Annotated in this window: 24 protein-coding genes; 10 read left to right on the top strand and 14 right to left on the bottom strand. The window is 71.6% G+C overall.

The genetic code is table 11. The annotated features are described in order from the left end of the window. Positions 1 to 83: 83 nt before the first annotated feature. The 3 genes from ACGF2Y_RS33675 to ACGF2Y_RS33665 all read right to left on the bottom strand — a co-directional run bounded on the left by ACGF2Y_RS33675 (position 84) and on the right by ACGF2Y_RS33665 (position 3688). A complete protein-coding gene (locus ACGF2Y_RS33675; protein ID WP_392955289.1) occupies positions 84 to 1286 on the bottom strand; it encodes a DUF5667 domain-containing protein in 1203 nt (400 codons plus the stop codon). 211 nt (positions 1287 to 1497) lie between these two features. Beyond that, positions 1498 to 2274 carry an ECF subfamily RNA polymerase sigma factor, BldN family gene (locus tag ACGF2Y_RS33670; protein WP_003968333.1) on the bottom strand — a complete coding sequence of 259 codons (777 nt, stop codon included), beginning with the start codon at positions 2272 to 2274 and terminating at the stop codon, positions 1498 to 1500. Positions 2275 to 2707: 433 nt separating this feature from the next. Further along, positions 2708 to 3688, bottom strand: coding sequence for an HAD family hydrolase (locus tag ACGF2Y_RS33665; RefSeq protein WP_392955287.1), 981 nt, complete (start codon positions 3686 to 3688; stop codon positions 2708 to 2710). A 246-nt stretch (positions 3689 to 3934) separates the two neighbouring features. On the opposite strand from ACGF2Y_RS33665, the gene ACGF2Y_RS33660 reads away from it, so the two are divergent. From ACGF2Y_RS33660 to hemB, 6 genes are all read left to right on the top strand, one after another. After that, positions 3935 to 4225, top strand: a complete 291-nt coding sequence (locus ACGF2Y_RS33660) for a glutaredoxin family protein (RefSeq protein ID WP_392955285.1) — start codon at positions 3935 to 3937, stop codon at positions 4223 to 4225. Between the two features lie 257 nt (positions 4226 to 4482). After that, positions 4483 to 5244, top strand: a complete 762-nt coding sequence (locus tag ACGF2Y_RS33655; protein ID WP_392955283.1) for a redox-sensing transcriptional repressor Rex — start codon at positions 4483 to 4485, stop codon at positions 5242 to 5244. Then, positions 5241 to 6749 carry a glutamyl-tRNA reductase gene (locus tag ACGF2Y_RS33650; protein ID WP_392955281.1) on the top strand — a complete coding sequence of 503 codons (1509 nt, stop codon included), beginning with the start codon at positions 5241 to 5243 and terminating at the stop codon, positions 6747 to 6749. The genes ACGF2Y_RS33655 and ACGF2Y_RS33650 overlap by 4 nt, the downstream gene beginning before the upstream one ends. Next, positions 6746 to 7732 (top strand): hydroxymethylbilane synthase, encoded by a 987-nt coding sequence (hemC, locus tag ACGF2Y_RS33645; protein WP_392955279.1) that lies wholly within the window; start codon positions 6746 to 6748, stop codon positions 7730 to 7732. The genes ACGF2Y_RS33650 and hemC overlap by 4 nt, the downstream gene beginning before the upstream one ends. Then, positions 7729 to 9399 carry a uroporphyrinogen-III synthase gene (locus ACGF2Y_RS33640; protein WP_392955278.1) on the top strand — a complete coding sequence of 557 codons (1671 nt, stop codon included), beginning with the start codon at positions 7729 to 7731 and terminating at the stop codon, positions 9397 to 9399. The genes hemC and ACGF2Y_RS33640 overlap by 4 nt, the downstream gene beginning before the upstream one ends. 150 nt (positions 9400 to 9549) lie before the next feature. Next, positions 9550 to 10557, top strand: coding sequence for a porphobilinogen synthase (hemB, locus tag ACGF2Y_RS33635; RefSeq protein WP_392955276.1), 1008 nt, complete (start codon positions 9550 to 9552; stop codon positions 10555 to 10557). Between the two features lie 25 nt (positions 10558 to 10582). Here the strand turns inward: hemB and ACGF2Y_RS33630 are convergent, their stop codons facing one another. Genes ACGF2Y_RS33630 through ACGF2Y_RS33615 form a run of 4 tightly spaced genes read right to left on the bottom strand, consistent with a single transcriptional unit; the run spans position 10583 to position 14367 of the window. After that, the gene (locus ACGF2Y_RS33630) at positions 10583 to 11059 is read right to left on the bottom strand and encodes a hypothetical protein (protein WP_392955274.1); all 477 of its coding nucleotides are present in this window, start codon (positions 11057 to 11059) and stop codon (positions 10583 to 10585) included. Between the two features lie 18 nt (positions 11060 to 11077). After that, positions 11078 to 11461: a hypothetical protein gene (locus ACGF2Y_RS33625; RefSeq protein WP_392955273.1), complete on the bottom strand. Its 384-nt coding sequence runs from the start codon at positions 11459 to 11461 to the stop codon at positions 11078 to 11080. Between the two features lie 48 nt (positions 11462 to 11509). Beyond that, positions 11510 to 13558, bottom strand: coding sequence for a hypothetical protein (locus ACGF2Y_RS33620; protein ID WP_392955271.1), 2049 nt, complete (start codon positions 13556 to 13558; stop codon positions 11510 to 11512). Further along, entirely contained in the window at positions 13537 to 14367 is an 831-nt protein-coding gene (locus ACGF2Y_RS33615; RefSeq protein WP_392955269.1) for a DUF4253 domain-containing protein, read from the bottom strand. Before ACGF2Y_RS33615 ends, ACGF2Y_RS33620 begins: the two co-directional genes overlap by 22 nt. Before the next feature lie 644 nt (positions 14368 to 15011). Between ACGF2Y_RS33615 and ACGF2Y_RS33610 the strand changes: the two genes are divergently transcribed. Further along, positions 15012 to 16253, top strand: coding sequence for an amidohydrolase family protein (locus tag ACGF2Y_RS33610; RefSeq protein ID WP_392955268.1), 1242 nt, complete (start codon positions 15012 to 15014; stop codon positions 16251 to 16253). Beyond that, positions 16250 to 16903 (top strand): dihydrofolate reductase family protein, encoded by a 654-nt coding sequence (locus ACGF2Y_RS33605; protein WP_392955266.1) that lies wholly within the window; start codon positions 16250 to 16252, stop codon positions 16901 to 16903. Before ACGF2Y_RS33610 ends, ACGF2Y_RS33605 begins: the two co-directional genes overlap by 4 nt. Before the next feature lie 13 nt (positions 16904 to 16916). Here the strand turns inward: ACGF2Y_RS33605 and ACGF2Y_RS33600 are convergent, their stop codons facing one another. From ACGF2Y_RS33600 to ACGF2Y_RS33590, 3 genes are all read right to left on the bottom strand, one after another. Next, positions 16917 to 17159, bottom strand: coding sequence for a DUF397 domain-containing protein (locus ACGF2Y_RS33600; protein WP_392955264.1), 243 nt, complete (start codon positions 17157 to 17159; stop codon positions 16917 to 16919). Beyond that, positions 17156 to 17941 (bottom strand): Scr1 family TA system antitoxin-like transcriptional regulator, encoded by a 786-nt coding sequence (locus ACGF2Y_RS33595; protein WP_392955262.1) that lies wholly within the window; start codon positions 17939 to 17941, stop codon positions 17156 to 17158. The genes ACGF2Y_RS33600 and ACGF2Y_RS33595 overlap by 4 nt, the downstream gene beginning before the upstream one ends. A 156-nt stretch (positions 17942 to 18097) precedes the next feature. Beyond that, on the bottom strand, positions 18098 to 18805 hold the full coding sequence (locus ACGF2Y_RS33590; RefSeq protein WP_392955260.1) for a DUF4232 domain-containing protein: 708 nt from the start codon (positions 18803 to 18805) through the stop codon (positions 18098 to 18100). Between the two features lie 193 nt (positions 18806 to 18998). On the opposite strand from ACGF2Y_RS33590, the gene ACGF2Y_RS33585 reads away from it, so the two are divergent. After that, positions 18999 to 20399 (top strand): helix-turn-helix domain-containing protein, encoded by a 1401-nt coding sequence (locus tag ACGF2Y_RS33585; protein WP_392955258.1) that lies wholly within the window; start codon positions 18999 to 19001, stop codon positions 20397 to 20399. Between the two features lie 97 nt (positions 20400 to 20496). On the opposite strand, the gene argS is transcribed toward ACGF2Y_RS33585, so the two are convergent. Next, positions 20497 to 22269 carry an arginine--tRNA ligase gene (gene argS / locus ACGF2Y_RS33580; protein ID WP_392955256.1) on the bottom strand — a complete coding sequence of 591 codons (1773 nt, stop codon included), beginning with the start codon at positions 22267 to 22269 and terminating at the stop codon, positions 20497 to 20499. A gap of 135 nt (positions 22270 to 22404) precedes the next feature. Here argS and lysS point away from each other — a divergent pair, with 135 nt between their 5' ends. Then, entirely contained in the window at positions 22405 to 24177 is a 1773-nt protein-coding gene (lysS, locus tag ACGF2Y_RS33575) for a lysine--tRNA ligase (RefSeq protein ID WP_392955254.1), read from the top strand. A gap of 110 nt (positions 24178 to 24287) precedes the next feature. Here lysS and ACGF2Y_RS33570 read toward each other — a convergent pair whose 3' ends face one another. The 3 genes from ACGF2Y_RS33570 to ACGF2Y_RS33560 form a co-directional block, all read right to left on the bottom strand. Further along, positions 24288 to 25739, bottom strand: coding sequence for a DUF2637 domain-containing protein (locus tag ACGF2Y_RS33570; protein ID WP_392955252.1), 1452 nt, complete (start codon positions 25737 to 25739; stop codon positions 24288 to 24290). A 196-nt stretch (positions 25740 to 25935) separates the two neighbouring features. After that, the gene (locus ACGF2Y_RS33565; protein WP_392955251.1) at positions 25936 to 26457 is read right to left on the bottom strand and encodes a lasso peptide biosynthesis B2 protein; all 522 of its coding nucleotides are present in this window, start codon (positions 26455 to 26457) and stop codon (positions 25936 to 25938) included. Next, complete coding sequence (locus tag ACGF2Y_RS33560) at positions 26454 to 26711, bottom strand: lasso peptide biosynthesis PqqD family chaperone (RefSeq protein ID WP_392955249.1); 258 nt, start codon at positions 26709 to 26711, stop codon at positions 26454 to 26456. The genes ACGF2Y_RS33565 and ACGF2Y_RS33560 overlap by 4 nt, the downstream gene beginning before the upstream one ends. Between the last annotated feature and the right edge of the window lie 36 nt (positions 26712 to 26747).

Genomic DNA, 26747 nt, shown 5'->3' with positions numbered 1-26747 from the left:
GGGGGCCGGTACGCGGATCGCGTACCGGCCCTTTCCGTCCGGCTCTTCCGTCCGGCCCTTTCCGTGCGGCTGGGCCCGTCGTCCTACGGACGGAGGTCCTCGCCGTCGATGCCGAGGCCCGGGAGGAGCCCCGGGAGGAGCGGGGGCAGGGTGACGTCCGGGGCGGCCGGTGCGCTGGGCCGGCCTTCGGGGGACGGCGGGGCGAGGCCGTCCGTCGGGAGTTCGTCCAGCAGGCCGTCCGTGCCGCCGCCCAGCAGCCCGTCGTTCGTGGCGTCGGCGGAGCCCGATGAGCCGGAGGGCTTGGGGGCGGTGCTGCCGTCGGTGCGGTCCCCGGGCTGCTCGGAGGCGGCCGGGGGCGCGGGGGCGTCGGTCCGGGGCGAGCCGGTGTCCGGGGTGGTGGCGTCGGCGCGTCCGGTGCCCTTGCCCGGGGGGCGGGGGAGGAGGGACTGGAGCGGTGCGACTTCTTCCTCTATGGCGTCGAAGACCGAGCTGACCTCGTCGCGGACGTCGGTGAGCTGGACGGGCAGCCGGTCGCGGAGGCTGCTCCAGGTGTCGCGGTGCGAACGGGAGAAGGTGTCCAGGGTCTGGATCGGGCCGATCGCTCCGTCGTGCTGATAGGCGGAGTGGAGCAGGCGGTGGCCCTCGGAGGCGTCGTGGGACATGCCGTTGAGCGCGCGTCTGACGGCGCCGAGGGATTCGTGGTCCAGCGCCCCGGACCGGCCGCGCTCCATGAGTCTGCGGGCCTCGCTGAGCCGGGTGGAGGCCTGGTCGAGATAGGCCTCGCCGCGGTCGGCGTCGCCGTTGGCCATGCCGAGGCTGATGTCCTCCATCCCGCGCTTCAGCCCGTAGAGCGAATCACCGGGGAGGGCGTCGGAGCTGGCGGCGGCCACTCCGCCGAACGCTCCAGCGGCCACGCCGACGGTGAGCCCGCCGGCGGTGAGCCCCTTCGCCCAGCGGGAGCGGGGGCGCAATTTGCGCAGTGGTGAGGCCCGGTGGACCCCCTTGCCCCGTTGCACGGGCACCGTAGGGCCCGTTGACGCGCCGCCCTCGGCGAGCATGGCCTCCATGGCCGCGACGAGCTGGGCTCGCTGCACCACTTTGACCTCGGGGTCCAACTGCGGCTTCGGTAGCTCACCGAGGCCGTTCGCCAGGGCCAACAGCGGTCCGCGGTCGGCCTGGTCGGCCGGCTCCGCGGGCTGTTCGGCCGCCGCACCCTGGGGGGTCTGCTCCTCCAGGGCCTGGGCGAAGGCGTTCGCCCGCCGGTGTGCCGAAACGTTTGCGATCACTGGCGGCACCTCCTCTCGTCATGACGGTCGACTCCCCTGGCGGTCCGGAAGGTTGCACACCTTGAGCGTTTCCACTCGATGGAGTGAGTGGATACGGACAGGGGGTGACGACAGGGGGCCTGCAACCGGCACAACGAGTCGCGCGGCACTTGGGTTACGCACGAAAGATGATCGGACCAGTGCGTGACGGGACGGTCACGCACTGGTCCGGTCAGCGGGCGTCGTCCGGCAGGAGTCGGGCGAGCGTCCGTACGGCTCGGTACTGGAGGGTCTTGATCGCGCCCTCGTTCTTGCCCATCACCCGGGCGGTCTCGGCGACCGAGAGGCCTTGGAGGAACCGCAGGGTGACGCACTCCTGCTGCTGGGGGTTGAGCCGCCGCACGGCCTGGAGCAGTGCGGCGTTGGAGAGGGACTCCAGGACGGAGTCCTCGGGGCTGCGCGCCACCTCGTTGGCGTCGAGCATTTCGCCGGTGGTCACTTCCAGCCGGAAACGACTGGATTTGAAGTGGTCGGCGACCAGGTTGCGAGCGATGGTGACCAGCCAGGCGCCGAAATCGCGGCCCTGCCAGGTGAACGTGGAGATGCGGCGCAGCGCGCGGAGGAAGGTCTCGCTGGTGAGGTCCTCCGCGGTCGCCTTGCCGCCCACGCGGTAGTAGATGTACCGGTACACGGTGTCGCTGTACTGGTCGTACAAGCGGCCGAAGGCGTCGGCCTCACCGGCCTGTGCGCGCTCGACGAGATCCATCATGCGCGCGCTGTCGCTGTCGGCGGTGGGACGGCGGACGGTCGAGGTGGTCGAGGCGGCGCGGGTGCCGCGTCTTCCGACTGCCGCACTGCGTTCGGCCAGGGCGTAGCAAGGGCCGGCAGGTGCAGGGGTGGCAAAAGCGGGGACGGCGTACGCGGTGGGGACGAAGCCGCGCAAGCGGTCAATGACCGATGCACGCAGCGTAGCCAGGCCCGAGGCGTCAACCCCGACGTGTGGGTACACGGGACTCCCAGAGGCAGAGCTTCCATCACGAGCAGTTCGAAAAACGTCACCCGTGGTAGCGAGTGGCGGTCTCCGTGATGCGTCTGAGGAGAATAACGCTTCGTGCAGGCAGCACTACACCCAGTTGTCTAAATCACCGGTTCCGTCGTTTCTGTTATCGCTAGGTGACGTATCAAGTAGCACATGGTGACCGTTTATTGATCGGATTACTTCGTGATCTGTCTGCGGGGGCGACGGGTTGTGGCCGGGCGCAGGTGATCCGACTGGCCGGAGGGGGTGTCGCCCGCGCCGGCGGAGCGGCTCGTGATCGGGCGCCCGGCTCCGGGCGTGGCTGTTCCCCGTGTCCGGACGGAAGATCGGGCGGACCGGCGGATGGGCGGACACGGGTGCGGGCGCGGAGAGTGCGGGCGCGGAGGGCCCCCGGGCGCGAGGGTCAGCGGCGGCGGCGGTGCAGGGCTACGGCGGCGGCCGTGCCGCCCGCGAGCGCGCCGACCCCGGCGGCGGCCGGGATGCCGACCTTGGCCGCCTTGCGGCCGGTGCGGTAGTCGCGCAGCCGCCAGTCGCGGGCGCGGGCGTACTTGCGGAGCTTGGTGTCCGGGTTGATCGCGTAGGGGTGGCCGACCAGCGAGAGCATCGGGATGTCGTTGTGCGAGTCGCTGTAGGCGGCGCAGCGCTCCAGCTCCAGGCCTTCTGCGGCGGCCAGGGCGCGGACGGCCTCGGCCTTGGCGGGGCCGTGCAGGGGTTCGCCGACCAGCCGGCCGGTGTAGACGCCGTCGACCGATTCGGCGACGGTGCCGAGCGCGCCGGTCAGGCCGAGGCGGCGGGCGATGATGGTGGCGGTCTCCACGGGGGCGGCGGTGACCAGCCAGACCTTCTGCCCGGCGTCCAGGTGGGCCTGGGCCAGGGCGCGGGTGCCGGGCCAGATGCGGTCGGCCATGTACTCGTCGTAGATCTCCTCGCCGATGGACATCAGCTCGGAGACGCGGTGGCCCTTGACGATGGACAGGGCGCTGTCGCGGGCGTCCTGCATGTGTTCGGGGTCCTCGACGCCGGCCAGCCGGAACCACGCCTGCTGCCAGGCGAACCGGGTGAGCTCGCGGCGCTCGAAGAACTTCCGCTTGTACAGGCCGCGGCCGAAGTGGAAGATCGCGGCGCCCTGCATCACGGTGTTGTCGAGGTCGAAGAAGGCGGCGGCCCGGTCGTCCCCGGCGACGGGGAACGCGGGCTCTTCCGGAGGTGTCGCGTCCGCGTCCCGCGGGGTCCTGGCCGGTTCTTCCGGGGCCCTGGCCAGGAGGGCGGAGTCGTCGTCGGCGGCCGAGGTCTTGCGTGCGGCCTCGGCGGCGGCCTCGCCTGCCAGGACGCTCCGTGCGGTAGCGGAACGCCTACGGGGTGTGAGCCATCCAAGAGCGGCCATGCGGTGAGCATAGCCAGTCCGTCCGTACCTGCCCGACCTGCCGCGATGCGTGGGCGTGAACGCTGCGGGTCGGGATGGTGAATCGGGCGATTCCGGGCGGTCCGGGGCCGGGGGCGCGCGGGCCCGGAAGGTGAGCGTCGCAGGCTCAGGGAGTGAGCGTCGCAGGCCCGGAGGGTGAGCATCACAGGCTCGGTAAGTGAGCATCACAGGCGAAGAAAGTGAGCGTGAAAGGCGCAGAATGAACGCATGAGTGCTCTGCTGCGACGTACGAGGAAGAGGCCCGCCGAGCGGGTGGTCACGCTGGTCGGGAAGCCCGGGTGTCATCTGTGCGAGGACGCGCGCACGGTGGTGAGCGCGGTCTGCGAGGAGACCGGTGCGTCGTGGGTGGAGAAGGACATCACCGAGGACGAGGAGCTGTACAAGGAGTACTGGGAGCAGATTCCGGTGGTGCTGATCGATGACGAACAGCACACGTTCTGGCGCGTGGACCCGGCGAGACTGCGCAAGGCGCTGGGTGCGGACGCGAAACCCGGTTAACATCGTGGGCGTTTTGAGTAGCCTCGGGGGCTTAGTTGTGAGGAGTGTGTTCGGCTTTGCCCTCTTCGAGGCTGCAACGGGCTGATGCGGTCCCTGGTTCCGGGATCGCGCGGGGAGTATGCGTGACCCCGGTCACTTTGACCAGACAAAACGGACACCATCTTTGTGCACGCGTTCACAAAGACATAGCCTGCATTCGACGGGGCGGTCTTGGGACATACGGCCGCCTGCAGCCCCGCTCATCCCGCAGGAGCACCGTGGCAACTGGCCGAACTCACCGACCGGCGACCCGTAGCCGAGGAATTCCCGAGGCCACCGTCGCCCGACTTCCGTTGTATCTGCGCGCCCTGACCGCGCTCTCCGAGCGATCGGTCCCCACGGTCTCCTCCGAGGAGCTGGCCACGGCGGCCGGGGTCAACTCGGCGAAGCTGCGCAAGGACTTCAGCTACCTGGGGTCCTACGGCACCCGTGGTGTCGGCTACGACGTCGAGTACCTCGTCTACCAGATCTCGCGCGAGCTCGGCCTCACCCAGGACTGGCCGGTCGCCATCGTCGGCATCGGTAACCTCGGCGCGGCCCTCGCCAACTACGGCGGCTTCGCCTCGCGCGGCTTCCGGGTCGCGGCGCTGATCGACGCCGACCCCGCCATGGCTGGTACGCCGGTGGCCGGGATCGCCGTCCAGCACACGGACGACCTCGACCGGATCATCAGCGACAACGGTGTGTCCATCGGCGTGATCACCACCCCGCCCGGCGCCGCCCAGCAGGTCTGCGACCGGCTCGTCGCCGCCGGTGTGACCTCCATCCTGAACTTCGCGCCGACCGTGCTGTCGGTGCCCGAGGGCGTCGACGTACGCAAGGTCGACCTCTCCATCGAGCTCCAGATCCTCGCGTTCCACGAGCAGCGCAAGGCCGGCGAGGACACCGCCGCCGAGGACGAGGGCGCGCCCCCGATGCGCGCCACGCCCGCGAGCCGGAAGGGACCCGACGGGGACATGCCCGCCGTGATGCCGGCATGAGCCTCCTCGTCGTCGGGCTGAGCCACCGCAGCGCCCCCGTCTCCGTACTGGAACGGGCCTCCCTCGCTGCCGACACCCAGGCCAAGCTGCTCCAGGACACCCTCGCCGCGGAACCCGCGACCGAGGCCGCCGTGCTGGCCACCTGCAACCGCATCGAGCTGTACGCCGACGTGGACAAGTTCCACGCGGGCGTCGCCGAGCTGTCGACCCTCCTCGCCCAGCACAGCGGCGTCGGGCTTGAGGAGCTCACTCCGTATCTCTATGTGCACTACGAGGACCGGGCCGTCCACCACCTCTTCTCGGTGGCCTGCGGTCTCGACTCGATGGTCGTCGGCGAGGGCCAGATCCTCGGCCAGATCAAGGACGCGCTCGCGCGCGGCCAGGAGCTGCACACCGCCGGACGGCTGCTGAACGACCTCTTCCAGCAGGCCCTGCGGGTCGGCAAGCGCGCCCACAGCGAGACCGGCATCGACCGGGCCGGGCAGTCGCTCGTCACCTTCGGGCTCCAGCAGCTCGCCGCCGGGGCCGACCCCGAGTGCTGGGCCCGTGGCAAGCGGGCCCTGGTCATCGGCGCCGGATCCATGTCCTCGCTGGCCGCCGCGACCCTCGCGCGTACCGGCGTCGCCGAGATCGTCGTCGCCAACCGGACCCGCTCCCGCGCGGACCGGCTGGTGGAGATCCTCCAGCAGGGCGACGATGCCGCGGTGCGCGCCCAGGCGGTCGGGATGTCCGCGGTCGGGGACGAACTGACACGTGCCGACATCGTCGTCTCCTGCACCGGTTCCACAGGCCTCGTACTCACCGCCAACGCCCTCGCCGACGCCCTGGGCGTGAGCCTGGACGCCGCGCCCGAGCGGCCGGCGGTCACCGTCCCCCCGGCCCCGGCCGACGTGGACCAGCACGCCGCCTGGGTGGAGAACGGTTCCGCCACCTCCGCCGCGCACGCCGGTCCGGCGACCGCGCTGCGCCGGGTCACCGTGCCCGCCCAGTCCACCGGACCGGTCAGGCTCGCCCTGCTCGACCTCGCCATGCCGCGCGACATCGACGGCGCCGCCCACCGCATCGACGGGGTGCGCCTCGTCGACATCGAGTCGCTCGCGGAGGCGTCCGCCGACGCCCCGATGGCCGCCGACGTGGACCGGGTCCGCACCATCGTGTCCGACGAGGTGGCCGCCTTCGGCGCCGCCCAGCGTGCCGCGCATGTCGCCCCGACCGTGGTCGCCCTGCGCACCATGGCCGCCGACGTGGTCGCCGGCGAGATCGCCCGGCTGGACGGCCGCCTCCCCGACCTGGACGAGAAGCAGCGCGCCGAGATCACCCAGACCGTGCGCCGCGTCGTCGACAAACTCCTGCACGCGCCCACCGTGCGGGTCAAGCAGCTCGCCAGCGAGCCCGGCGGTGCCGGGTACGCGGACGCGCTGCGAGAACTCTTCGACCTCGACCCGCAGACGGTGGCCGCCGTCTCCCGGGCAGACCTGAACGACCCGAATAGAGGGCGGTCATGACCGACAACTCATCCCCGGGCGCGCGGAGTTCCGCGCCGCTCCGGCTGGGCACCCGGCGCAGCAAGCTCGCCATGGCCCAGTCCGGACTCGTCGCCGAGGCGGTTCGCGAGGTGACCGGGCGCGCCGTCGAGCTCGTCGAGATCACCACGTACGGGGACACCTCCCGCGAGCACCTGGCGCAGATCGGCGGCACCGGCGTGTTCGTCGCGGCCCTGCGCGAGGCGCTGCTGCGGGGCGAGGTGGACTTCGCCGTCCACTCCCTGAAGGACCTGCCGACCAGCCAGCCCGACGACCTCGTGCTGGCGGCCGTGCCGCAGCGCGAGGACCCGCGCGACGCACTGGTCGCCCGGGACGGGCTGACCTTCGAGCAGCTGCCCGAAGGCGCCCGCGTGGGCACCGGTTCGCCGCGCCGCATGGCGCAGCTCAACGCGTACGCCCGTGCCCACGGACTGCGGATCGAGACCGTCCCCATCCGGGGCAACGTCGACACGCGGATCGGGTTCGTGCGTGACGGCAAGCTCGACGCGGTGGTACTCGCCGCCGCCGGGCTCAGCCGTCTCGGCCGGAGCGGTGAGGTGACCGACTTCCTGCCGGTCCACACCGTCCTGCCCGCTCCCGGCCAGGGAGCACTGGCGATCGAGTGCGCCGCGTCCAGCGCCGACCTCGCCGCCGCGCTCGCCGAGCTCGACGACCCGTACACCCGGGTCGCCGTGACCGCCGAGCGTGCCCTGCTCGCCGCCCTGGAGGCCGGCTGCTCCGCACCTGTGGGTGCGCTGGCCGACCTCCTGGTCGACGGGCAGGTTGTCAACGAACTGCGCCTGCGCGGAGTCGTCGGTACCACCGACGGTTCCTCGCTCGTACAGCTGTCCACCACCGGTCCCGTCCCCACGTCGCACGACGACGCGGCGGCCCTCGGTCGCGAACTCGCGGCCGAGATGCTTGCCAAGGGTGCGGCCGGTCTTATGGGGGAGCGAGCACTTTGAGCCCCACCGGCCCCGCCGCATCCGACTTTCCGGTCCTGTCCGCCCAAGGCCAGGTCACCTTCCTCGGCGCCGGTCCCGGCGACCCGGGACTGCTGACCCTGCGCGCCGTCGAGGCGCTCGCGAGCGCGGACGTCCTTGTCGCCGAGCCCGATGTGCTCGACGTCGTCCGCAGCCATGCGCGGGCAGGCGTGAGCACGCCTGAGCTGACGGTTGTTGACGTCTCGTCAACAACCGCCGGTGTACCCGTTCTCAGGGATGCGGCCAATCTTGTCATGGAGGCCGCGAAGGGCGGCAGGCGGGTGGTCCGCGCTGTCGCGGGCGACCCGGGCCTGGACGGGGACGCGGGGGCGGAAATGCTCGCCTGCGCCGCCGCCGGGGTGCCCTTCGAGGTCGTCCCGGGCATCGCGAACGCCGTCGGCGTGCCCGCGTACGCCGGGGTGCCGCTGCGCGACGCGCAGGGCGCGGACGTCCGCTTCGTCGACGCCCGTACCGCCTCCGACCGGTGCTGGGGCGAGGTCGGCGCGAGCGACGCGACCGCCGTCGTCTCCACCACGCTGGACTCGGTCGCGGCCGCCGCCGGCGAGCTGGTCTCCGCGGGCCGCAAGCCCGACACCCCGCTCACCGTGACGATCGCGGGCACCACCACCCGCCAGCGCACCTGGACGGCGACCCTCGGGACGATCGCCCAGGTCCTCAAGCAGGCCAAGGTGCTGCCCTCGCCCGAGGGCCACCGGCCGGTCATAGCCGTGGTCGGAGAGCGCAGCTCCGCCGCCCAGCGCGACCAGCTCGCGTGGTTCGAGTCCAAGCAGCTGTTCGGCTGGAAGGTGCTCGTCCCGCGTACGAAGGAGCAGGCCGCGTCGCTCTCCGACCAGCTGCGTTCCTACGGTGCGGTGCCGCACGAGGTCCCGACGATCGCCGTCGAGCCGCCGCGTACGCCCCAGCAGATGGAGCGCGCGGTCAAGGGCCTGGTCACCGGGCGCTACGAGTGGATCGCCTTCACCAGCGTGAACGCCGTCAAGGCGGTCCGGGAGAAGTTCGAGGAGTACGGTCTCGACGCCCGTGCCTTCGCCGGGATCAAGGTCGCCGCGGTCGGCGAGCAGACTGCCGCCGCGCTGATCGACTTCGGCGTCAAGCCGGACCTGGTGCCCTCCGGCGAGCAGTCCGCCGCCGGGCTGCTGGAGGACTGGCCGCCCTACGACCCGGTCTTCGACCCGATCGACCGGGTGTTCCTGCCGCGTGCCGACATCGCCACCGAGACCCTGGTGGCCGGGCTCATCGAGCTGGGCTGGGAGGTCGACGACGTCACCGCGTACCGCACGGTCCGCGCCTCGCCGCCGCCGGCCGACACCCGCGAGGCGATCAAGGGCGGCGGCTTCGACGCGGTCCTGTTCACCTCGTCCTCGACGGTCCGCAACCTGGTCGGCATCGCGGGCAAGCCGCACAACGTGACCGTGATCGCGTGTATCGGCCCCGCCACCGCGAAGACCGCCGAGGAGCACGGCCTGCGGGTCGACGTGCTGTCCCCGGAGCCGTCCGTGCACAAGCTCGCCGAGGCGCTCGCCGCCTTCGGCGCGCAGCGCCGGGACGCGGCGAAGGAGGCCGGCGACCCGGTGACCCGGCCGAGCGAGCGGCGCCCGGGTGCGCGCAGGCGTCGGACGACGACGTAGTGTGATAGTGGTACCAGGGTGAGCGGGCCCGGTCGCTTCGGCGGCCGGGCCCGCCGCCGTTTCCGGGGCCGGCCGCCGGGGCCTGTTCGCGGGCCTTTCCCGGCGTCGGTGTCGGTAAGACCGTGCTGCGTACGGGTCTATCGTCGGAGGATGACTGCGTACGGAAACTTCCCCGGCTCCCGCCCCCGGCGGCTGCGGACGACCCCGGCGATGCGGCGGATGGTCGCCGAGACACGGCTCGACCCCGCGAACCTGATCCTTCCCGCGTTCGTACGGGAGGGCATCGACGCCCCGGTCGCCATCTCGGCCATGCCCGGCGTGCACCAGCACACCCTGGACACCCTGCGGAAGGCGGCCGTCGAGGCGGTCTCGGCCGGGGTCTCGGGGATCATGCTCTTCGGGGTGCCGCAGGACGAGAAGAAGGACGCCCGGGGCACGGCGGGCACCGACCCCGACGGCATCCTCCAGGTCGCGCTGCGCGCGGTCCGCGAGGAGGTCGGCGACGACCTCGTCGTGATGTCGGACCTGTGCCTGGACGAGTACACCGACCACGGGCACTGCGGGGTCCTGACGGCGGACGGCCGCGTGGACAACGACGCGACCCTGGAGCGGTACGCGGAGATGGCCCGGGTCCAGGCGGACGCCGGGGCCCATGTGGTGGGCCCCAGCGGGATGATGGACGGTCAGGTCGGCGTGATCCGCGAGGCCCTGGACCGGTCCGGGCATGAGGACGTGTCGGTCCTCGCCTACACCGCGAAGTACTCCTCCGCCTTCTACGGCCCCTTCCGCGAGGCCGTCGGCTCCTCGCTCACCGGCGACCGCAAGACCTACCAGCAGGACCCGGCCAACGCCCGCGAGTCGCTGCGGGAGCTGGCGCTGGACCTGGCGGAGGGCGCGGACATGGTGATGGTGAAGCCCGCCGGACCGTATCTGGACATCCTCGCGAAGGTCGCGGAGTCCGTGGACGTGCCGGTCGCGGCGTACCAGATCAGCGGCGAGTACGCGATGATCGAGGCCGCCGCCGAGAAGGGCTGGATCGACCGGGACAAGGCGATCCTGGAGAGCCTGACCGGGATCCGGCGGGCCGGGGCGCAGATGATCCTCACCTACTGGGCGACCGAGGCCGCCGGGTGGCTCGGGCGGGACGCGCGGGGCTGAGCCGGTCCGCTCGGCCTGTCGTGGTTCACGGCCCGCCCGCTCCGGTCCTCTGGAGCCGGTGGGCCTCCTCGATGGAGAAGCGGGCGCTGTCCCGTACGAGCGGGTCCTCGTCGGCCCGTGCGGTGGTGTTCAGGACGGTGGCGACGACCGGGTCGTCGGTGTAGGGCGCCAGCGACATCGCCGCGTACTGGCGTACCAGGTCCTCTTCCGGGTCCTGCAGGGCACTGACCAGGGCGCGGCCCGCTTCGTGGCGCAGGGCGGGGTCGGCCGGGGGCCACAGGCGCAGGACGGTGGCGCTCTCGACGCGGGCGAGGTCGTATTCGCCCGGGTCCGCGACGACCGAGACGAGGAACGGCAGCGCCTGGACGTTGGCGTCCAGCTCGGTGATGATCTCGCGCTTGCGGTCGCTCCCGGCGGGCAGCGCGTGGAACTCGGCTATCAGGCGTTCTGCGGCTGTCGTCGCTGCCGTCGCTGCCGTGGTCGGGGAGTGCGTGTCGTTCATGGGGGTGGACACTTTCTGTCAGGGCCAGTCGACCAGTGCCATGAATGCTACGAAAGTGACCACCACGGTGGTGGGTGCGGCGAGCGCCAGGCCTACCCGCCGGGCGGCGTAGCGGACCTGGTGCGGGACGGCCCAGCTCGCGATCAGCGGGATCAGGGCGAGGAGCAGGCCGATCCACAGGACGGTCCACGCAGTGGTGAAGCTCGCGTCGAAGCGGTCGGCCGCCGCCCCGTTGCAGGAATCGCACGCCATCGGGGAGAGCCCGCCGAAGAGCAGGGCGAGCAGCCCCATGGGCAGCGTCACGACCGTGGAGACCAGCGGGGCGATCCAGGCGCGGGGGCCGGGTGTGTGCGCGCGGCCGGGTGCCGGGGTGCTGCCGCCGCCGTGGCTGTTCTCGCTCATGCGTCCGAGTCAACCTCGGGGGCCTGGCGTCCGCATGAGTACGAGGGCTCAGTCCACGGCGGTCCTGTCGGCGCGGGCCTCCGACCAGGCGCGCGCCGCCGCCAGTTGCCCGTCCGTGAGGGCCGGGCGGACCTGGTCCGGGTAGCGGAACGCATAGTGCTCGCGGGCGGTCTTCAGCCCGATCGCGCGGGCCGCGTCGGTGAGCCGGGGGTCGTCGGCGACCTCCTGGGCGCGCCGCAACCAGCTGTGGCTGCGCGGGTCGACGGCGTAGTGCCAGAGCGGCTGGGACGGATCGGCCACCCCGACCAGGACCCGGTGCAGGACGTACTCGCGGACGCCGCGCTGCCCGATCAGCCGCTCGGCGACGAGCAGCGGGTGTGTGCCGTCGAGCCGGGCGCGGAGCAGCACCCAGGTCATCAGATGCCCGGTGTCGTGGGCACCGGACACCACGAAGTCCCACAGCTCGGCGGCCTTCGTCTCGTCGGGTGCCCCGAGGTGGGTCAGCAGCCGGACCGGGTCCTTCCAGAGCGGCTTGGGCTTCATCCACCAGGCCAGCAGGTCGGCGGCGGCCGGGTGGTCCAGGTCCAGGGCGAGGCAGGTCAGGGTGACCAGGGGATGACGCCACTCGGTGTACGTGGTGCGGTACTGCTTGGTCAGCTCCTTCTTCCAGCGCGGCAGGAGCGCTTCCAGCTCGGTCGGCGTGGCCTCGCCGTGGGAGTGGAGCAGTTCGAGGCAGAACGCGATGCCCTGGACGCCGGTGGACGGATCGGCCAGCTGGGCCCGCAACCACCGGACGTCGGCGGGGGCCAGGGTGCGGTAGCGGTGGTAGAGGTCGCCGAGCCCGCCCTCGTAACCGGTGAGGTCGGGGCCGGTGCCCGCGAGCAGGTCGTCGCGGGCGGCTTCGTACCGGTCGACGGCGGCGAGGACCTCGGCCTCGGCGATGCCGGGGTGCAGGGCCGCCTGCTCCCGTACGTGGGCGGCCTGGTCGTACGCTGCTCGCGCGGCGGCCACGCGCAGGGGGCGCGGCAGGTCGTCGTCGGTGGCGAGGCGGACGGCGGTGAGGGCCGCGAACGCCGGGGCGGCGCCGCGGTCCGCCGCCGGCCGGGCGGCGCGCCAGTCCTTCGTGACGGCGGCGCTGAGCGCGGTGAACAGACTGCTCAGGGATGTCTCGGGGGCGTCGTGTGCGGTCAGCTCCGCGGCGAGCCCGCCGGCGGACCGTACCGCGTCGCCGGACCCGTGGACCGCCCGGTGCACGTCGAGCCACGCGGGGATCGCCGCGCGGTGGTCGGCGAGCGCCCACCCGCGCAGGACGTCCAGGGACCGGGGGGAGGGGAACGCGCGAAGGACATCGGACGCCCGGTGGCCGACGCCGGCCACCGTGTCCCAGACCTCCTCGTGGGCGTGGCGCAGCAGCGCGTTCAGCAGGGCCGCCCAGGCGGGCCACTCGGTGAGCCGCCCGGCGTACTCCTCCCGCCAGGCGGGCAGCAGCCGTGATGTCTCCTGCTGTGTCAGCGCCTGCCGCAACTCCAGTGCCGTGACGAACCCCGCCGCCCCGGACAGCTCCACCGGACCGGCCAGCCGGTCGTGCAGCCAGCGCTCCTCGGCGGCGGCCGGCGGGGAGGCGTCGAGGCGGTGGAGAAACTGGCGTACGCCTGCCTCGTCCTGAGGGTCGGGCAGCCCGTCGGGGTCCGTCGTCGTGATCCGGTCCAGCCGAAAGGCTCCCCGGGGGCCGCCGTCGACGATCCGGTAGCCGGGCGGGCCCTGGCCGAGACGTGCGGCGACCGTGGCGTGGTCGCCGCCCCAGTGCAGGTACAGCGCGTCCCTGAGGGCGCCGGACCGGTCGAAGGCGGCGTGGGACTGCCAGTGCCAGTACGCGAAGGAGGCGGTGTCGGGGACGCCTCGGGTCGCGAACAGCTCGGCCGCGTCCTCGTGGCCGTCGGACTGGGTGTAGCGGCCGCGGGTGGGCGGGGGCAGGGCGACGAAGCGCTCACCGCCCAGCGTGCGCCACCACGCCTTGATCCGGGACAGGTCCGAGTGCTGCCCGGCCGAACGGTTCTTGTCCGGTCCCATCGTGTTCAGTCCCACCAGAACGACCACGCTTCCTGGTTGAGCACGGCCTTCTCCGCGTACACGTCGAGGTCGTGCGGCGGGGACTGGTCGATGTTGTCAGGACAGAACGCGTAGTGCTCGGCGGCCAGGGCGCGGGCCTCCTCGATCGTGGCGGGCGGGCGGCCCACGGACACGATCATCGTGTCGAAGCCGAGCACCACGACCCGGGCGTCGTAGCGGTCCTCCCAGGAGCGGAGCACGGCGCAGAGCCGGGCCACGTCGTTCTCGTGGTTCACCGGGCCCGACCAGCCGATCGCCGCCGGTATGTCCGCGCTGCGGCGGGCCGGGACGAGAGCTATCCGGGCCCCGCCGAGCCACTCGTCCGCGTCAGCGGCGATCACGCCCGCGAGACCGGCGGCCGCCGTGTCCGCGTCCTCGGCCGCCTCCCGGGCGGGGACGGGCGCGAGACCGGGCCAGGAGCCGGGGCCCCCGGACTGCTCCCCGCTCTCCCCGGCCGCCGTCCCGTCGCCCACCGCGTCGGCCGCGTCGTCCGTCCAATAGCCCGCGAGGACCTCGTCGGCGTCGTGGTCGCCGGGATATGACGTGCCGTCCGGGCAGAGGTCCCACTCCTCGGGCCACTGGTCGCGGTGGCCGCCCGTGACCAGCACCGGCAGCAGCCCGACCCGCCGCCCCGCCGTGCGCAGGGCCGTCCAGTCACGGGGAGCGGCGGGCCCGTCCGCGTACCAGAGCAGCGGCTCGTGCCAGGGGCCGTCCAGCGTGGCGTCCACCAGGGAGCCGGGCGGGAGTTCCAGGCCGGAGGAGGCCAGCGAGGGCAGGGGGTTCGGGAGCGTCGCCATGGTGGTGAGCCTAGGCGGCGGCACTGACAGGCAGGCGCGAGCGGGCAACGTTCGCCTCCGGCACCCTTGGCCGGGCAGATCGGACCCGGGCGGTGCCGTCGTACGCGGACCTGGCGGCCCGGACGCGGCCGGGACGGCAAGCGGCTCCGGCTTCTTCGGGGGCCGAACGAGTGACAGGAGACGCCGCTGCTTCCCCACGGGGAAGGGATGCCTTCGCAGGAACAGGAACGGCCCCGCTTCGGCCGGACGCTCGGCCTGCGTGAGTGACGGGCCGGCCGGTGCGTCGGTGTCGGCGGCGATATGGACGGCGACGGGCGACGGCGACGGGCGAGGGCGCCGGAGACGGTATGCCGGGCCGCCTCTTGCCGGGCAGGTGTCCTGTCGGGCCCTTCGCCCGGCCGTCCGTGGGTCCGGGGCGCCGCCGGTGGACGGGACTGCCGGGACCCGACGCCCGGGGCCTGGGGCCTGGAGTCCCGGGGAGTCGGGAAGCCCCGGAAGCCCCGGAAGCCCCGGAAGCCCCGGAAGTCCGGAGCCCTAGCGGCCCGGGAGGTCCCGGAAGTCCGGAGGTCCCGGGGGCCCCGGGGCTTCGGCCGCCTTCTGGTCCGCCCTGTGTTCTCGACCAGTTCACGATCGAAGGGATGGCGATGACCACACTGCTTACCGGAGCGACCGTGTGGGACGGGCTGAAGGAAGCGCCCGCCGGAATCCGCGACATCCTGGTCGAAGGCGGCCGGATCACGAGGATCGACGAGAGAATCCCGGCCCCCGACGGCGCCGAGGTGATCGACCTGTCCGGGCACACCGTGACCCCCGGCTTCATGGACTGTCACACCCACGTCACCATCACCCCGGACATCGCGGGGGCCTTCGGCCGCTCGGCCACGGCGACCGCGCTGGCCACGCTTCCGATTCTGCGTACGCTGCTGCACAACGGGTTCACCACGGTCCGGGACCTGACCGGCGCCGACCCCGCGTACAACACGCTCGACCTGCGGGACGCGGTCGCCGAAGGGCTGATCGAGGGGCCGCGCATGCTCGTGGCCCCTCACCTGATCTCCGCACGCGGCGGGCACGGCGACTTTTCGAGCACCCTGGGCGACCAGTACCAGAGCCCGCCCCGGCTGGCGGAGCTGGCCGCGGCCGACGGCTGCGACGAGATCCGGACCCGGGTCCGTACCGAGATCCGGGCCGGCGCCGACTGGATCAAGTTCGGTGCCACCGGAGGGTTCTCCAGCCCTTCCGACGAGCCCACCCAGACGACGTACACCCAGGACGAGATGGACACCCTCGTCGCCACCGCCCGGGACCTGGGCCGCCCGGCGACCCCGCACTGCTACGGCGACGAAGGCGTGCGCAGAGCGGTGCGGGCCGGTGTCCGCAGCATCGAGCACGGAAACCTCGCCACCGCCGAGACCCTGCGGATGATCGCCGACCACGGCGTCTACCTCGTACCCACCCAGTTCACCGTCCTCGACGACGCCCGCAAGGCCGACGACGACGCGGCCTGGAAGGGGAAGCCCGTCTACAAGCGCCGCAAGTTCCAGCTTCACCAGAAGGCGCTGCTGGACGGCGCGGAGCACGTCGCGGCATCCGACATCAAGATCGCTTTCGGATCCGACGCCGGGATGTTCCCGCACGCGGAGAACTGGCGGGAGTTCCCCACCATGGTCTCCACCGGCATCACCCCTGTCCGCGCCCTGAAAGCGGCTACCAGCGTCGCCGCCGAGCTGCTCGGACTCGACGACCTCGGCGTACTCGCGCCCGGCAGGATCGCCGACATCATCGCCATGCCCGGCGATCCCTTCACCGACATCGAGGTCACCGGCAAGGTGGCCTTCGTCATGAAGGAAGGCACCGTCCACAAACGTCCAGGAGTCCCCCGGTGAACAGGATCGTCACGTCCATCTCGCTCTCCCTCGACGGCTTCTTCGAAGGGCCCGGCCAGGACATCGACTGGCACACCGTCGACGAGGAGGTGCACCAGCACTTCAACGACTACCTGCGGACGATGGGCGGCTTCGTCGAGGGACGCGTCACCTACCAGCTGATGGAGGAGTTCTGGCCGACCGCCGACCGCCGACCGCCGACCGCCGACCGCCGACCGCCGACCGCCGACCGCCGACCGCCGACCGCCGACCGCCGACCGCCGACCGCCGACCAGGACCCCGCCAACGAGGGGCCGATGGCCGAGTTCGCGGGCATCTGGCGGAACATGCCGAAGTTCGTCTTCTCGCGGACGCTGGAGAGCGTGGGGCCGGGGGCGACGCTGCTGCACGAGGTCGACCCCGAGCAGGTGCGCTCGCTGCGGGACGCCGCTTCGGGGGACCTGGTGGTCGGCGGGGCGGACCTGGTGGAGTCGTTCCGGCGGTTCGACCTGATCGACGAGTACCGGATCTACATCCATCCGGTCATCCTCGGCCGGGGCCGCCCTTTCTTCCGGGACACGGAGGAGCGGCAGATGCTCCGGCTGTTGGAGACCCGGACCTTCGGGAACGGAGTCGTACTGCTCCGTTACGCGACGGTCCGGGAGGGATAACGGCGGTGCGAGGTCAGGCGGTGGCCGCGTAGGCGGCGAACGCCGACCAGGCCGTGGGCGCGACCGTGAACGTCGGGCCCTCGATGTCCTTCGAGTCACGGACGTGGACGGCGGCGGGGTGGGCGGCGATCTCGACGCAGGCCCCGCCTTCGTCGGAGCTGTAGCTCGACTTGCGCCAGTCGTACGCGACTTCGAGGCACTGGCCGCCTTCGTCGCTGCTGTAGCTCGACTTGAACCAGTTCAGTGCGGTGCTCATGTCTCTCCCAGTAAGCGGGCCAGCAGGCGCAGGGTCTCAAGAGGGGTGAGCGCCTGGGCTCGCAGCATCGCATATTTCTGGGCGAGGATGCTGATCTCATTCCGGTCGGAGATCAGGTGGCTGCCGCGCTGGGTTTCGGTGTAGGCGACGTGCTGGTGGTCCGGTGTCTCCAGGAGGATGAAGGGGCCGGCGAGGCCCGCTTGAACCCTGCTGTCGAGCGGGAGCACCTGGAGGCATACTCCCGGGAGTTGGGCCATCGCGTAGAGGTGGCGGAGCTGTTCCCGGTGCTCCTCGTCCGACGTCAGTTTCATCATCAGGACCGGTTCCCAGATCACCATGCTGATCGTCGGCGGCTTCTTCCGGTCCAGGATCCGCTGGCGTTGCAGTCGCGTCGCCGTCTGCGTCTCGATCTCCTCCGGGCTGTAGACCGGAATCCTGTTGCGGAACACCGCCTCCGCGTACGCCTTCGTCTGGAGCAGGCCCGGGATGACCTGATTGTCGTACCAGGACAGCGCCAGCGCGTCATGCTCCATGTCGAGGTACTGCTCGGCCCACAGCGGAATCAGGTCGTATTCCGGCATGTTGTCGACCGCTGTCGACAACGCGCCCTTGGTGTCCAGCAGATCGTCGATCTTCTCCGCCAGATCCGGGACCAGCGAGCGCCTGCCCTGCTCGACGGAGGCGATCGTGTCCTCCTGTACGCCTGCGGCCTGGGCGAGTTCGGTCTGCGTGAGGCCCGCCTCCTTGCGGAAGCGTGACACCAGTTTGCCCACGAGCTTCATTGTCGACGCGTTCCTACGCTGTCGCTTTCTGGGGTGCATACGGTTCCCCATGCCACCCCGGAACCCACTTCACGCACGCGCGACCCGTACAACAAATGTGTACGGGTCGCGCACAGTTACCGCACGTCAGGCGTTGGCCCGGGGCGCCTCGTACGCTCAGTACATCAGGGCGGTCTCGACGTCCGACTGCCAGTAGGTGACGAAGCCCAGGCTGTCCGTGTAGGTCCCCGCCGGGAGCTTCACCGTGGCCTCGCCCTTCGGCTCGCTGTTCCTGTCGACCATGGTGACGCCGAGGTTGTCGCTCCTGACCGGCTCGCCCTCGCCGGGCTGGCCGAGCAGGCCGATGCCCGCGTACGCCTTCTCGCCCGGAGAGAGCACGACGACGGCCTGCGGCTTGCTGTCGTTGAGGATCGGGTAGACCGCCTGCGCGTCGTCGAAGCGGAGGAACGGCGCGTGGTACGCGGCGCAGTCCTTGGAGCCGGTGTTGGTCACCGTGAGCAGCAGGTGGTTGATCGGGCGGCTCACCTTGGAGACCTTGACCGTGGAGTTCTTGGGCGTGCACGTCGGGATCGAGGCCGCCGCCTCCGCGTTCGGCGCGGTCTCCGGCTTCTTGGCGCGGCTGTCGCCGTTGCCGCCCGCGTGCTTGCCCTGGGTGGGGACGGTCTGCGTCTCCGGTGCGCCGGCCTCCGGCGCGTCCTGCTGTGCCTCGCCGTCGGTGCTCGTCGCCGTGGGGGCCGCCGTCTCGGCCGAGCCGGCTGCCTTGGTCCCCATGGCCTTGTCCTCGCCGCCGCAGGCGGTGAGCGAGAGAGCGGCGGCGAGGGCGGTGGCGGCGAGGGCGGTGGTGCGGATGCGGTTGGTGCGCATGGCGGTGTACTCCCCGTACTCGGTTGATCTGCGGTGCTGCTGTGGTCTGGTCCGAGCTTGTGGGGCAGTGGATTCCGGCCGCAACGCCTGCCGAACCATTGGGGACGCTGGAACGTCTACGCGTACGGTGACCTGCGGGAATCCCGCGTCCCTGGAACGCCGTTCCGGGACGCACGAGGAAGGGAACGCCGTCGTGGCGACGCCGGAGGCCGAGCATTTCGCGGCCCTGCTGAAGGAACTGAAGGGCCGTTCGGGACGCAGCTACGGGGTCCTGGCGGGGAAGCTGCACGTCAGTACGTCGACCCTTCACCGGTACTGCAACGGTGACGCGGTGCCGACCGAGTTCGCACCGGTGGAGCGGTTCGCGCGGGTGTGCGGGGCGTCCGGCGACGAACTGGTGGAGGTGCACCGGCGGTGGATCGTGGCGGACGCGGCGCGACGGCGGCCTCCGGCGGGTGCGGTGCCGGGGACGTCACCGGGGGCGGCTGAATCTGCTTCTGCTCCTGCCGGTGCTCCTGTGCCTGCTGCTGTTCCCGAAGCCGTCGAAGCCGTCGAAGTCGCTGAGGCCGTCGAGCTGTCCGAGCTGTCCGTTACGTCAGGTGGCGTCGGCGCTGGTGATCGGTCGGGGGCGGGCTCCCGGTGGTCCCGGCTCTCCCGGCGTACGTGGGTGCTCATCGCCGCCGCCGGGGTCGCCGCGCTCCTCGTGCCCACCACCGTCGTCGCCGCCGGTCTCGTCGGGTTGGGGAAGGCGGACGGCGGGAGCGCCGCGGACCGGGTGGCGGACGCGGGCGGAGACCCCGGGCCGGCGCCGGACGGCTCCGCCTCGGCTGCGCCCCTCTCCGTGAGCCCGAGTTCGGCCGGTCCTTCGGCGAGCGCCTCCGTGTCCCCCTCGGGGCCGTCGTCCGTGAAGCCGTCGGCGGGCTCCGGGCCGGGGCAGCCGCAGGGCGGTGGTGGCAGCGGCAGCGGTACGGGCCTGGGGGCTCCGCCGACCGTCAGTATCTCCTCGTACAACTGGGACGAACCCTGCGGCCAGCACTATCTGGTGAACCGGGGGCCCGACGAGCTCGACCCGCCGCCCGCGCCGCAGGACCGGCGCGGCTGGGCCGAGTCGTACGGCGGGATCGACGCCGGGAACATGCTGCTCCAGCTGACCGTGCAGGGCACCTCCCGCGAGGCGGTCGTCCTCAAGGGGATGCACGTACGCGTCGTGTCCCGCAAGGCTCCGCTGCCCTGGTCGGCGTATCTGATGGGCAACGGCTGCGGCAGCGGGATCATGCCCCAGACCTTCGCCTCCCACCTCGACGCCGGGCATCCCACCCTCCGGCCGGTGCCGGGGAGGCGGGGGGACACGGTGGTTCCGGCCGTGGACTTCCCGTACAAGGTGTCGTCCGAGGACGTGGAGGTCTTCAACCTCGACATGAAGGCCGTCGGTTACGACGTCACCTGGTACCTGGAGCTGGAGTGGAGCAGCGGCGGGAAGGAAGGGGCGCTGCGGATCGACGACCACGGGAAGCCGTTCCGCACCAGTGGGATGAAGGGGCGGCCGGAGTACGTGTACGGCAACGAGGAGGTCGGGTGGGAGCCCGTCGCCTGACGGAACTCGCCTCCCCCTGGGTCGTGCCCCACGCGCGTGGGCCCCGGCACATCACCCGCATCACCCGTGCCGGGGCCCACGCGCGTACGCTCCGGGGTCAGAGCCGCTCGGGCGTGCGGATGCCGAGCAGCGCCATCCCCTGGTGGAGGGTCCGGGCGGTGAGGTCCACCAGGAAGAGCCGGTTCGCGACGACCTCGGGGGCGTTGTCCGGGCTGAGCACCTGGCACTGGTCGTAGAACGTGGTCAGGTGGGACGCCAGCTGGTAGAGATACGCGGCCAGCTTGTGCGGCTCGTAGCCCGCCGCGACCTCGGCGAGCACCTCGCCGAACCGGTCCAGGTGCAGGCCGAGCGCGCGCTCCGCCGGGGCCAGCTCCAGCTCCGGGTGGGCGGCCGGGACCGCGTCGCCCGCCTTGCGCAGGATCGACTGGATCCGGGCGTACGCGTACTGGAGGTACACCGAGGTGTCGCCGTTCAGCGACACCATCTGGTCCAGGTCGAACTTGTAGTCCCGTACGGCGGAGGTGGACAGGTCCGCGTACTTCACGGCCCCGATCCCGACGTACCGGCCGTTCTCCACGATCTCGTCCTCGGACAGGCCGACCTTCTCGGCCTTCTCCCGGACGACCGCCGTGGCCCGGTCGACCGCCTCGTCGAGGAGGTCCTCCAGCCGCACGGTCTCGCCCTCCCGGGTCTTGAACGGCTTGCCGTCCTTGCCGAGGACCGTGCCGAACGCGAGCTGCACGGCCTGCACGTCCTCGCCCAGCCAGCCCGCCCGGCGGGCCGTCTCGAAGACCATCTTGAAGTGCAGCGACTGCCGGACGTCCACCACGTACACCAGGGTGTCGGCCTTGAGGTCCTGCACCCGGTTCCGGATCGCGGAGAGGTCGGTGGCCGCGTAGCCGTAGCCGCCGTTCGTCTTCTTCACGATGAGCGGGACCTTGTTGCCGTCCGGGCCCTTGACGTCGTCGAAGAACACGCACAGCGCACCCTCGGAGCGGACGGCGACGCCCGTCTCCTCCAGGATCCGGCAGGTCTCCTCCAGCATGTCGTTGTAGCCGGACTCGCCGACGATGTCCGGGTCGCTGATCTCCATGTCGAGCTTGTCGAAGACCGAGTGGAAGTAGATCTTCGACTCGTCGACGAAGCCCTGCCACAGCTCCAGCGTCTCGGGGTCCCCGGCCTGGAGGGCCACCACCCGGTCCCGGGAGCGCGCCTTGAACTCCTCGTCGGAGTCGAACAGGACCCGTGACTCCTTGTAGACCCGGTTCAGCGTCGACATCGCCGCCTCGCCGTCGCTCGCGCCGCCCTCGTGCTTCAGGGCGCCCGGGTGCTCGATCAGATACTGGATGAGCATCCCGAACTGGGTTCCCCAGTCGCCGATGTGGTGCCTGCGGACGACGTTCTCGCCGGTGAACTCCAGGATCTTGACCATCGCGTCGCCGATGACCGCCGACCGCAGGTGGCCGACGTGCATCTCCTTGGCGACGTTCGGCTGGGCGTAGTCGATGACCGTCGTCCCGGCCTGCGCCTTCAGCGGCACGCCGAGCCGGCCGCCGTCGTCCGCCGACCTGGCGGCCAGCGTCTCGACGATCGCCCGGTCGGTGAGCGTGATGTTGAGGAAGCCGGGCCCGGAGACCTCGATGTCCTTGATCAGCCCGCCCGCCGGGAGGGCGGCGGTGACCTGGGCGGCCAGCTCCCGCGGATTGCCCTTGAGCTTCTTGGCGAGCGCCAGGATGCCGTTGGCCTGGAAGTCGGCCCGGTCGCTTCGGCGCAGCAGCGGGTCCGCGGTGCCGGCATCCGGCAGAGCTGCCGTCAGGGCGTCCGCCAGCTGCTGCTGGAGCGTGGAAGCGAGGGAAGGGACCGAGGCCATGGCTGGCTGCCGTTTCCGTAGGGGTACAAGGGATCACCCCAGTATCCCACGGGGCGTAAAGCCGTTTTCGCGCTGCGGGGGGTAGCTGGGAGAATGGGCCGTACCCCATCGGGAAACGACAGACGAGAGAAGGACGTGCCGACCGTGGCCGAGAGTCAGACCAGCACCGAGACCGACTGGGTCTCCCGCTTCGCGGACGATGTCATCGCCGAATCGGAGCGTCGTGCGCCTGGCAAACCGGTCGTCGTCGCCTCCGGTCTGTCCCCCTCGGGCCCGATCCACCTCGGCAACCTCCGCGAGGTCATGACCCCGCACCTGGTCGCCGACGAGGTCCGCCGCCGCGGGTACACCGTGCGCCACCTGATCTCCTGGGACGACTACGACCGCTACCGGAAGGTCCCCAACGGGGTTCCGGGCGTGGACGCGTCCTGGGCCGAGCACATCGGCAAGCCGCTGACCTCGGTGCCCGCCCCGGCAGGCTCCGCGTACCCGAACTGGGCCGAGCACTTCAAGGCCGCCATGACGGCGGCCCTGGACGAGCTGGGCGTCGAGTACGACGGAATCAGCCAGACGGAGCAGTACACCGCCGGGACCTATCGCGAGCAGATCCTGCACGCGATGAAGCACCGCGCCGACATCGACGCCGTCCTGGACCGCTACCGGACGAAGAAGGACCCGGCGGCGGCCGGTTCCGCGGCCAAGGGCGGCAAGAAGCCGCAGCAGCAGAAGAAGGCCGACGAGGCCGAGCTGGAGGCCGCCGAGGGCTCCGGCGCCGCCGACGAGGACGACGGCAGCGGCAACACCGCCGGCTACTTCCCGTACAAGCCCTACTGCGGCAACTGCGAGAAGGACCTCACCGTCGTCACCTCCTACGACGACGACACGACCGAGCTGAACTACACCTGCTCGGCCTGCGGTTTCGCGGAGACGGTCCGCCTGAGCGAGTTCAACCGCGGCAAGCTCGTGTGGAAGGTCGACTGGCCGATGCGCTGGGCCTACGAGGGTGTGATCTTCGAGCCCAGCGGCGTCGACCACTCCTCGCCCGGCTCCTCCTTCGTCGTCGGCGGCCAGATCGTCCGCGAGGTCTTCGACGGCGTGCAGCCCATCGGGCCCATGTACGCCTTCGTCGGCATCTCCGGCATGGCCAAGATGTCCTCCAGCAAGGGCGGGGTGCCCACCCCGGCCGACGCGCTGAAGATCATGGAGGCGCCGCTGCTGCGCTGGCTCTACGCCCGCCGCAAGCCCAACCAGTCGTTCAAGATCGCCTTCGACCAGGAGATCCAGCGGCTGTACGACGAGTGGGACTCGCTGGGCCGCAAGGTCGCCGACGGTACGGTGCTGCCCGCCGACGCCGCCGCGTACTCCCGGGCCATCCGCACGGCGGCCGGGGAGCTGCCGGCCACCCCGCGCCCGCTGCCGTACCGGACGCTCGCCTCGGTCGCCGACATCACCGCGGGCGCCGAGGACCAGACGCTGCGCATCCTCAGCGAGCTGGACCCGGACAACCCGCTGACCTCGCTGGACGAGGCGCGTCCGCGCCTCGACCGCGCCGAGAACTGGATCACCACCCAGGTCCCGGCCGAGGCCCGCACGATCGTCCGGGACGAGCCCGACAAGGAACTGCTGGGCTCGCTCGACGAGCAGGGCCGCGAGTCGCTGCGCCTCCTCCTGGAAGGCCTGGACACCCACTGGTCGCTGGACGGACTCACCACGCTCGTCTACGGCGTGCCGAAGGTGCTGGCCGGTCTTGAGCCGGACGCCAAGCCGACGCCCGAGCTGAAGGCCGCGCAGCGGTCCTTCTTCGCGCTGCTCTACCGGCTGCTCGTCAGCCGTGACACGGGGCCCCGCCTGCCCACGCTGCTGCTCGCGGTGGGGGCGGACCGGGTGCGGAGGCTGCTGGGCGCGTAACGGCGTACGTGACCGCGTACGTAACGGGGAAGGGCCGCCGTCCGGATTTCCGGGTGGCGGCCCTTTCGTCTGCGTCTGCGTCTGCGGCCGCAGATCTGTACGACTGCGGCTCAGGCGCTCTGGTCGGCCGTCACGCGCCGCATGTAGAGGTCCCGGAACCGTGGCATCAGGTCCTGGAGCAGCTCGGTCGAGCGCGGGTGATGCACGTCGTGCCGGTCGGCCAGGTGGATGTCGAGGGTCTCGACGTTGGGGTACTGGCCCTCCTGGTCCGTGTACGCGCTGAACTCCTCGTACGCGCGGTCGGCGAAGTCGTTGTCCTCCTGGGACCACTCCTCCAACTGCGGCGCGTCCTCGGGGCCGGGGGCGGGGACGGCGGGCGGCTCCTCGTCGGCGGCCTGCGGCACGGGCCGCGCCTGCTGTACGGGCTCCGGACCCGCCTGCGGCTCCTCGCGGAGGCCTTCGCCGCGGGGGTGCGGGACCGCGCCGATCGTGCCGACGTCGCCGAGGGGCCGGGTGCGGCCGGGGCCCAGGGGGACGGCGGCCGGGGCGGGCTCCAGGTTCTCGGCGTGCTGCGGGTCGTACGCGCTGGGGTGCGGGGTCTCCGGGAGCTTCTGGGCGGCGAACCAGGGGCTGTCGTGGGTGGGCGGGACCTGCGAGGTCTCCAGGGCCTGGTGCTCCGGGAGTTGGGTCTGCTGGGCCAGCTGGGGCTGCTCGGGCTGCGCGGGCCCTCGCTGGGGCTGAGGTTGCTGGGGTGCCTGCTTCTGGAGTGAGATCTGCTGCTGGTGTTGTGGGTGTTGCAGCGCCTGCTCCTGCTGGGGCTCGTACGCCAGCTCCGCCTTCGGGCGGGACGCCTCGACCGGCGGCAGCAGGGCCGGTTCGATCCCGGCGGCGGCGAGTCCGGCCGGGGCGGTCTCGGCGAGCGGTACGCCGTACTTCGCCAGCCGCAGCGGCATCATCGATTCGATCGGGGCCTTGCGCCGCCAGTTGCGGCCGAAGCGGGCCTGGAGCCGGGCCTGGTAGATCAGCCGGTCCTGTTCGAGCTTGATGACCTGCTCGTAGCTGCGCAGCTCCCACAGTTTCATCCGCCGCCACAGCTTGAACGTGGGGATGGGGGAGAGCAGCCAGCGGGTGAGGCGGACGCCGTCCATGTGTTTGTCGGCGGTGATGTCCGCGATCCGGCCCACCGCGTGCCGGGCGGCCTCGACGGAGACGACGAACAGCACCGGGATCACGGCGTGCATCGCGGTGCCCAGGGGGTCGGGCCAGGAGGCGGCGCCGTTGAACGCGATCGTCGCGGCGGTCAGCAGCCACGCGGTCTGGCGCAGCAGCGGGAACGGGATCCGCATCCAGGTGAGCAGGAGGTCCAGGGCGAGCAGGACGCAGATGCCCGCGTCGATGCCGATGGGGAAGACCAGGGAGAACGTCCCGAAGCCCTTCTCCTCCGCGAGCTCGCGCACTGCGGCGTAGGAGCCCGCGAAGCCGATCGCGGCGATGAGCACCGCACCGGCGATGACGACCCCGATGAGTATGCGGTGCGTGCGTGTCAGCTGCATCGCGGCCACGCGCGATCCCCTCCCCGACCTCTGTACCCGAACCCGGCTTCAGCGCCCGGCCCTGTTCTTCAGCCGGGCGTCCGACGCCCGGCGATGGCACAGCCTGGCACATATGTGCGAGTTTTGTTGCGCGGGGAGGAGCGCGGACGGCTCTGGAGGCAGTCCACGGCAGCAACCTGACGGGGTCTCCGCCGGGCCGGGCGGACTAATCCTGCGTCTGTTTCTTTACCTGCTCCTGCGTCTGCTCCTGTGCCTGCTTCTTCGCCTGGCGCTGGTCCTGGTCCCGCGTCCGAGAGGGAAGCGGCGTGGCCGGTGGCACGGTGAACAGCCGTGAGTAGCTGTCGTAACCGCCCGTCTCGCCGATCATCTCCGGCCCGGCCTCGACCCAGGCGTGGGCGGCGAACGGCGGTGCCGTGCGCACCCCGACGCACCATGTGGGCCAGGTTCCCCGGAGCCGGCACAGCAGCGCCGTCGCCAGGGAACGGGGCAGGCAGGCGCGCAGTCCGTGCAGCCCGAGGCTGGAGGCGAGAACGGAGTCCCGCGCGGTCGTGACCTCGGCGGCGTCGGCGGCCGCCGCGCCCTTGCTCAGCCGCGTGAGGACGCGACGCAGCACGTACGGCTTGAACAGCGCCAGGATCCGGGCGAGGCAGATGGCGAGCCTGGTCTGCAGGCGGAGCTTCCAGGGGCGCGGGCGATGGTCGCGGTTGAGCGCGACGGTGACACTCACTTCTCCACCACCCCGGCCGAGCGCATGGCCTCGATCAGCGCGTGCACGTCGGCGGCGGCCCGGTCGCTCTCCACCTCGAAGCTGCCGGTGACCCGCCGGATCGCCTCATCGGGTCCCTCACCGTCCAGCAGCGTCCGGACGATCACCGCGCCGGGCGGGTTGAGCTGCCAGTACTCTCCGCTCTTGGTGTCCAGCAGCACGGCGCCGTATTCGGTGTCGGTGACGACCAGATGCTTTCGGTTGCGCAGTTTCATGCCTGGCTCATCCTTGTCTGTCGGGTGGGTTCCGTC

This window comes from Streptomyces sp. NPDC048142 (assembly GCF_043202835.1).
Taxonomy (GTDB): domain Bacteria; phylum Actinomycetota; class Actinomycetes; order Streptomycetales; family Streptomycetaceae; genus Streptomyces.
Note: the sequence above shows the minus strand (reverse complement) of the source record. Positions and strands in the feature narration are given on the sequence as shown.

Bases quoted from the DNA above. Each gene is read 5' to 3' on its own strand.
- ACGF2Y_RS33600 (WP_392955264.1), bottom strand. From the start codon at position 17,159: ATGAGCACCGCACTGAACTGGTTCAAGTCGAGCTACAGCAGCGACGAA.
- ACGF2Y_RS33595 (WP_392955262.1), bottom strand. From the start codon at position 17,941: ATGAAGCTCGTGGGCAAACTGGTGTCACGCTTCCGCAAGGAGGCGGGC.
- ACGF2Y_RS33625 (WP_392955273.1), bottom strand. From the start codon at position 11,461: ATGAGCGAGAACAGCCACGGCGGCGGCAGCACCCCGGCACCCGGCCGC.
- argS (WP_392955256.1), bottom strand. From the start codon at position 22,269: ATGGCCTCGGTCCCTTCCCTCGCTTCCACGCTCCAGCAGCAGCTGGCG.
- ACGF2Y_RS33650 (WP_392955281.1), top strand. From the start codon at position 5,241: ATGAGCCTCCTCGTCGTCGGGCTGAGCCACCGCAGCGCCCCCGTCTCC.
- ACGF2Y_RS33590 (WP_392955260.1), bottom strand. From the start codon at position 18,805: ATGCGCACCAACCGCATCCGCACCACCGCCCTCGCCGCCACCGCCCTC.
- ACGF2Y_RS33560 (WP_392955249.1), bottom strand. From the start codon at position 26,711: ATGAAACTGCGCAACCGAAAGCATCTGGTCGTCACCGACACCGAATAC.
- hemB (WP_392955276.1), top strand. From the start codon at position 9,550: ATGACTGCGTACGGAAACTTCCCCGGCTCCCGCCCCCGGCGGCTGCGG.
- ACGF2Y_RS33665 (WP_392955287.1), bottom strand. From the start codon at position 3,688: ATGGCCGCTCTTGGATGGCTCACACCCCGTAGGCGTTCCGCTACCGCA.
- ACGF2Y_RS33630 (WP_392955274.1), bottom strand. From the start codon at position 11,059: ATGAACGACACGCACTCCCCGACCACGGCAGCGACGGCAGCGACGACA.
- ACGF2Y_RS33615 (WP_392955269.1), bottom strand. From the start codon at position 14,367: ATGGCGACGCTCCCGAACCCCCTGCCCTCGCTGGCCTCCTCCGGCCTG.
- ACGF2Y_RS33660 (WP_392955285.1), top strand. From the start codon at position 3,935: ATGAGTGCTCTGCTGCGACGTACGAGGAAGAGGCCCGCCGAGCGGGTG.
- hemC (WP_392955279.1), top strand. From the start codon at position 6,746: ATGACCGACAACTCATCCCCGGGCGCGCGGAGTTCCGCGCCGCTCCGG.
- ACGF2Y_RS33610 (WP_392955268.1), top strand. From the start codon at position 15,012: ATGACCACACTGCTTACCGGAGCGACCGTGTGGGACGGGCTGAAGGAA.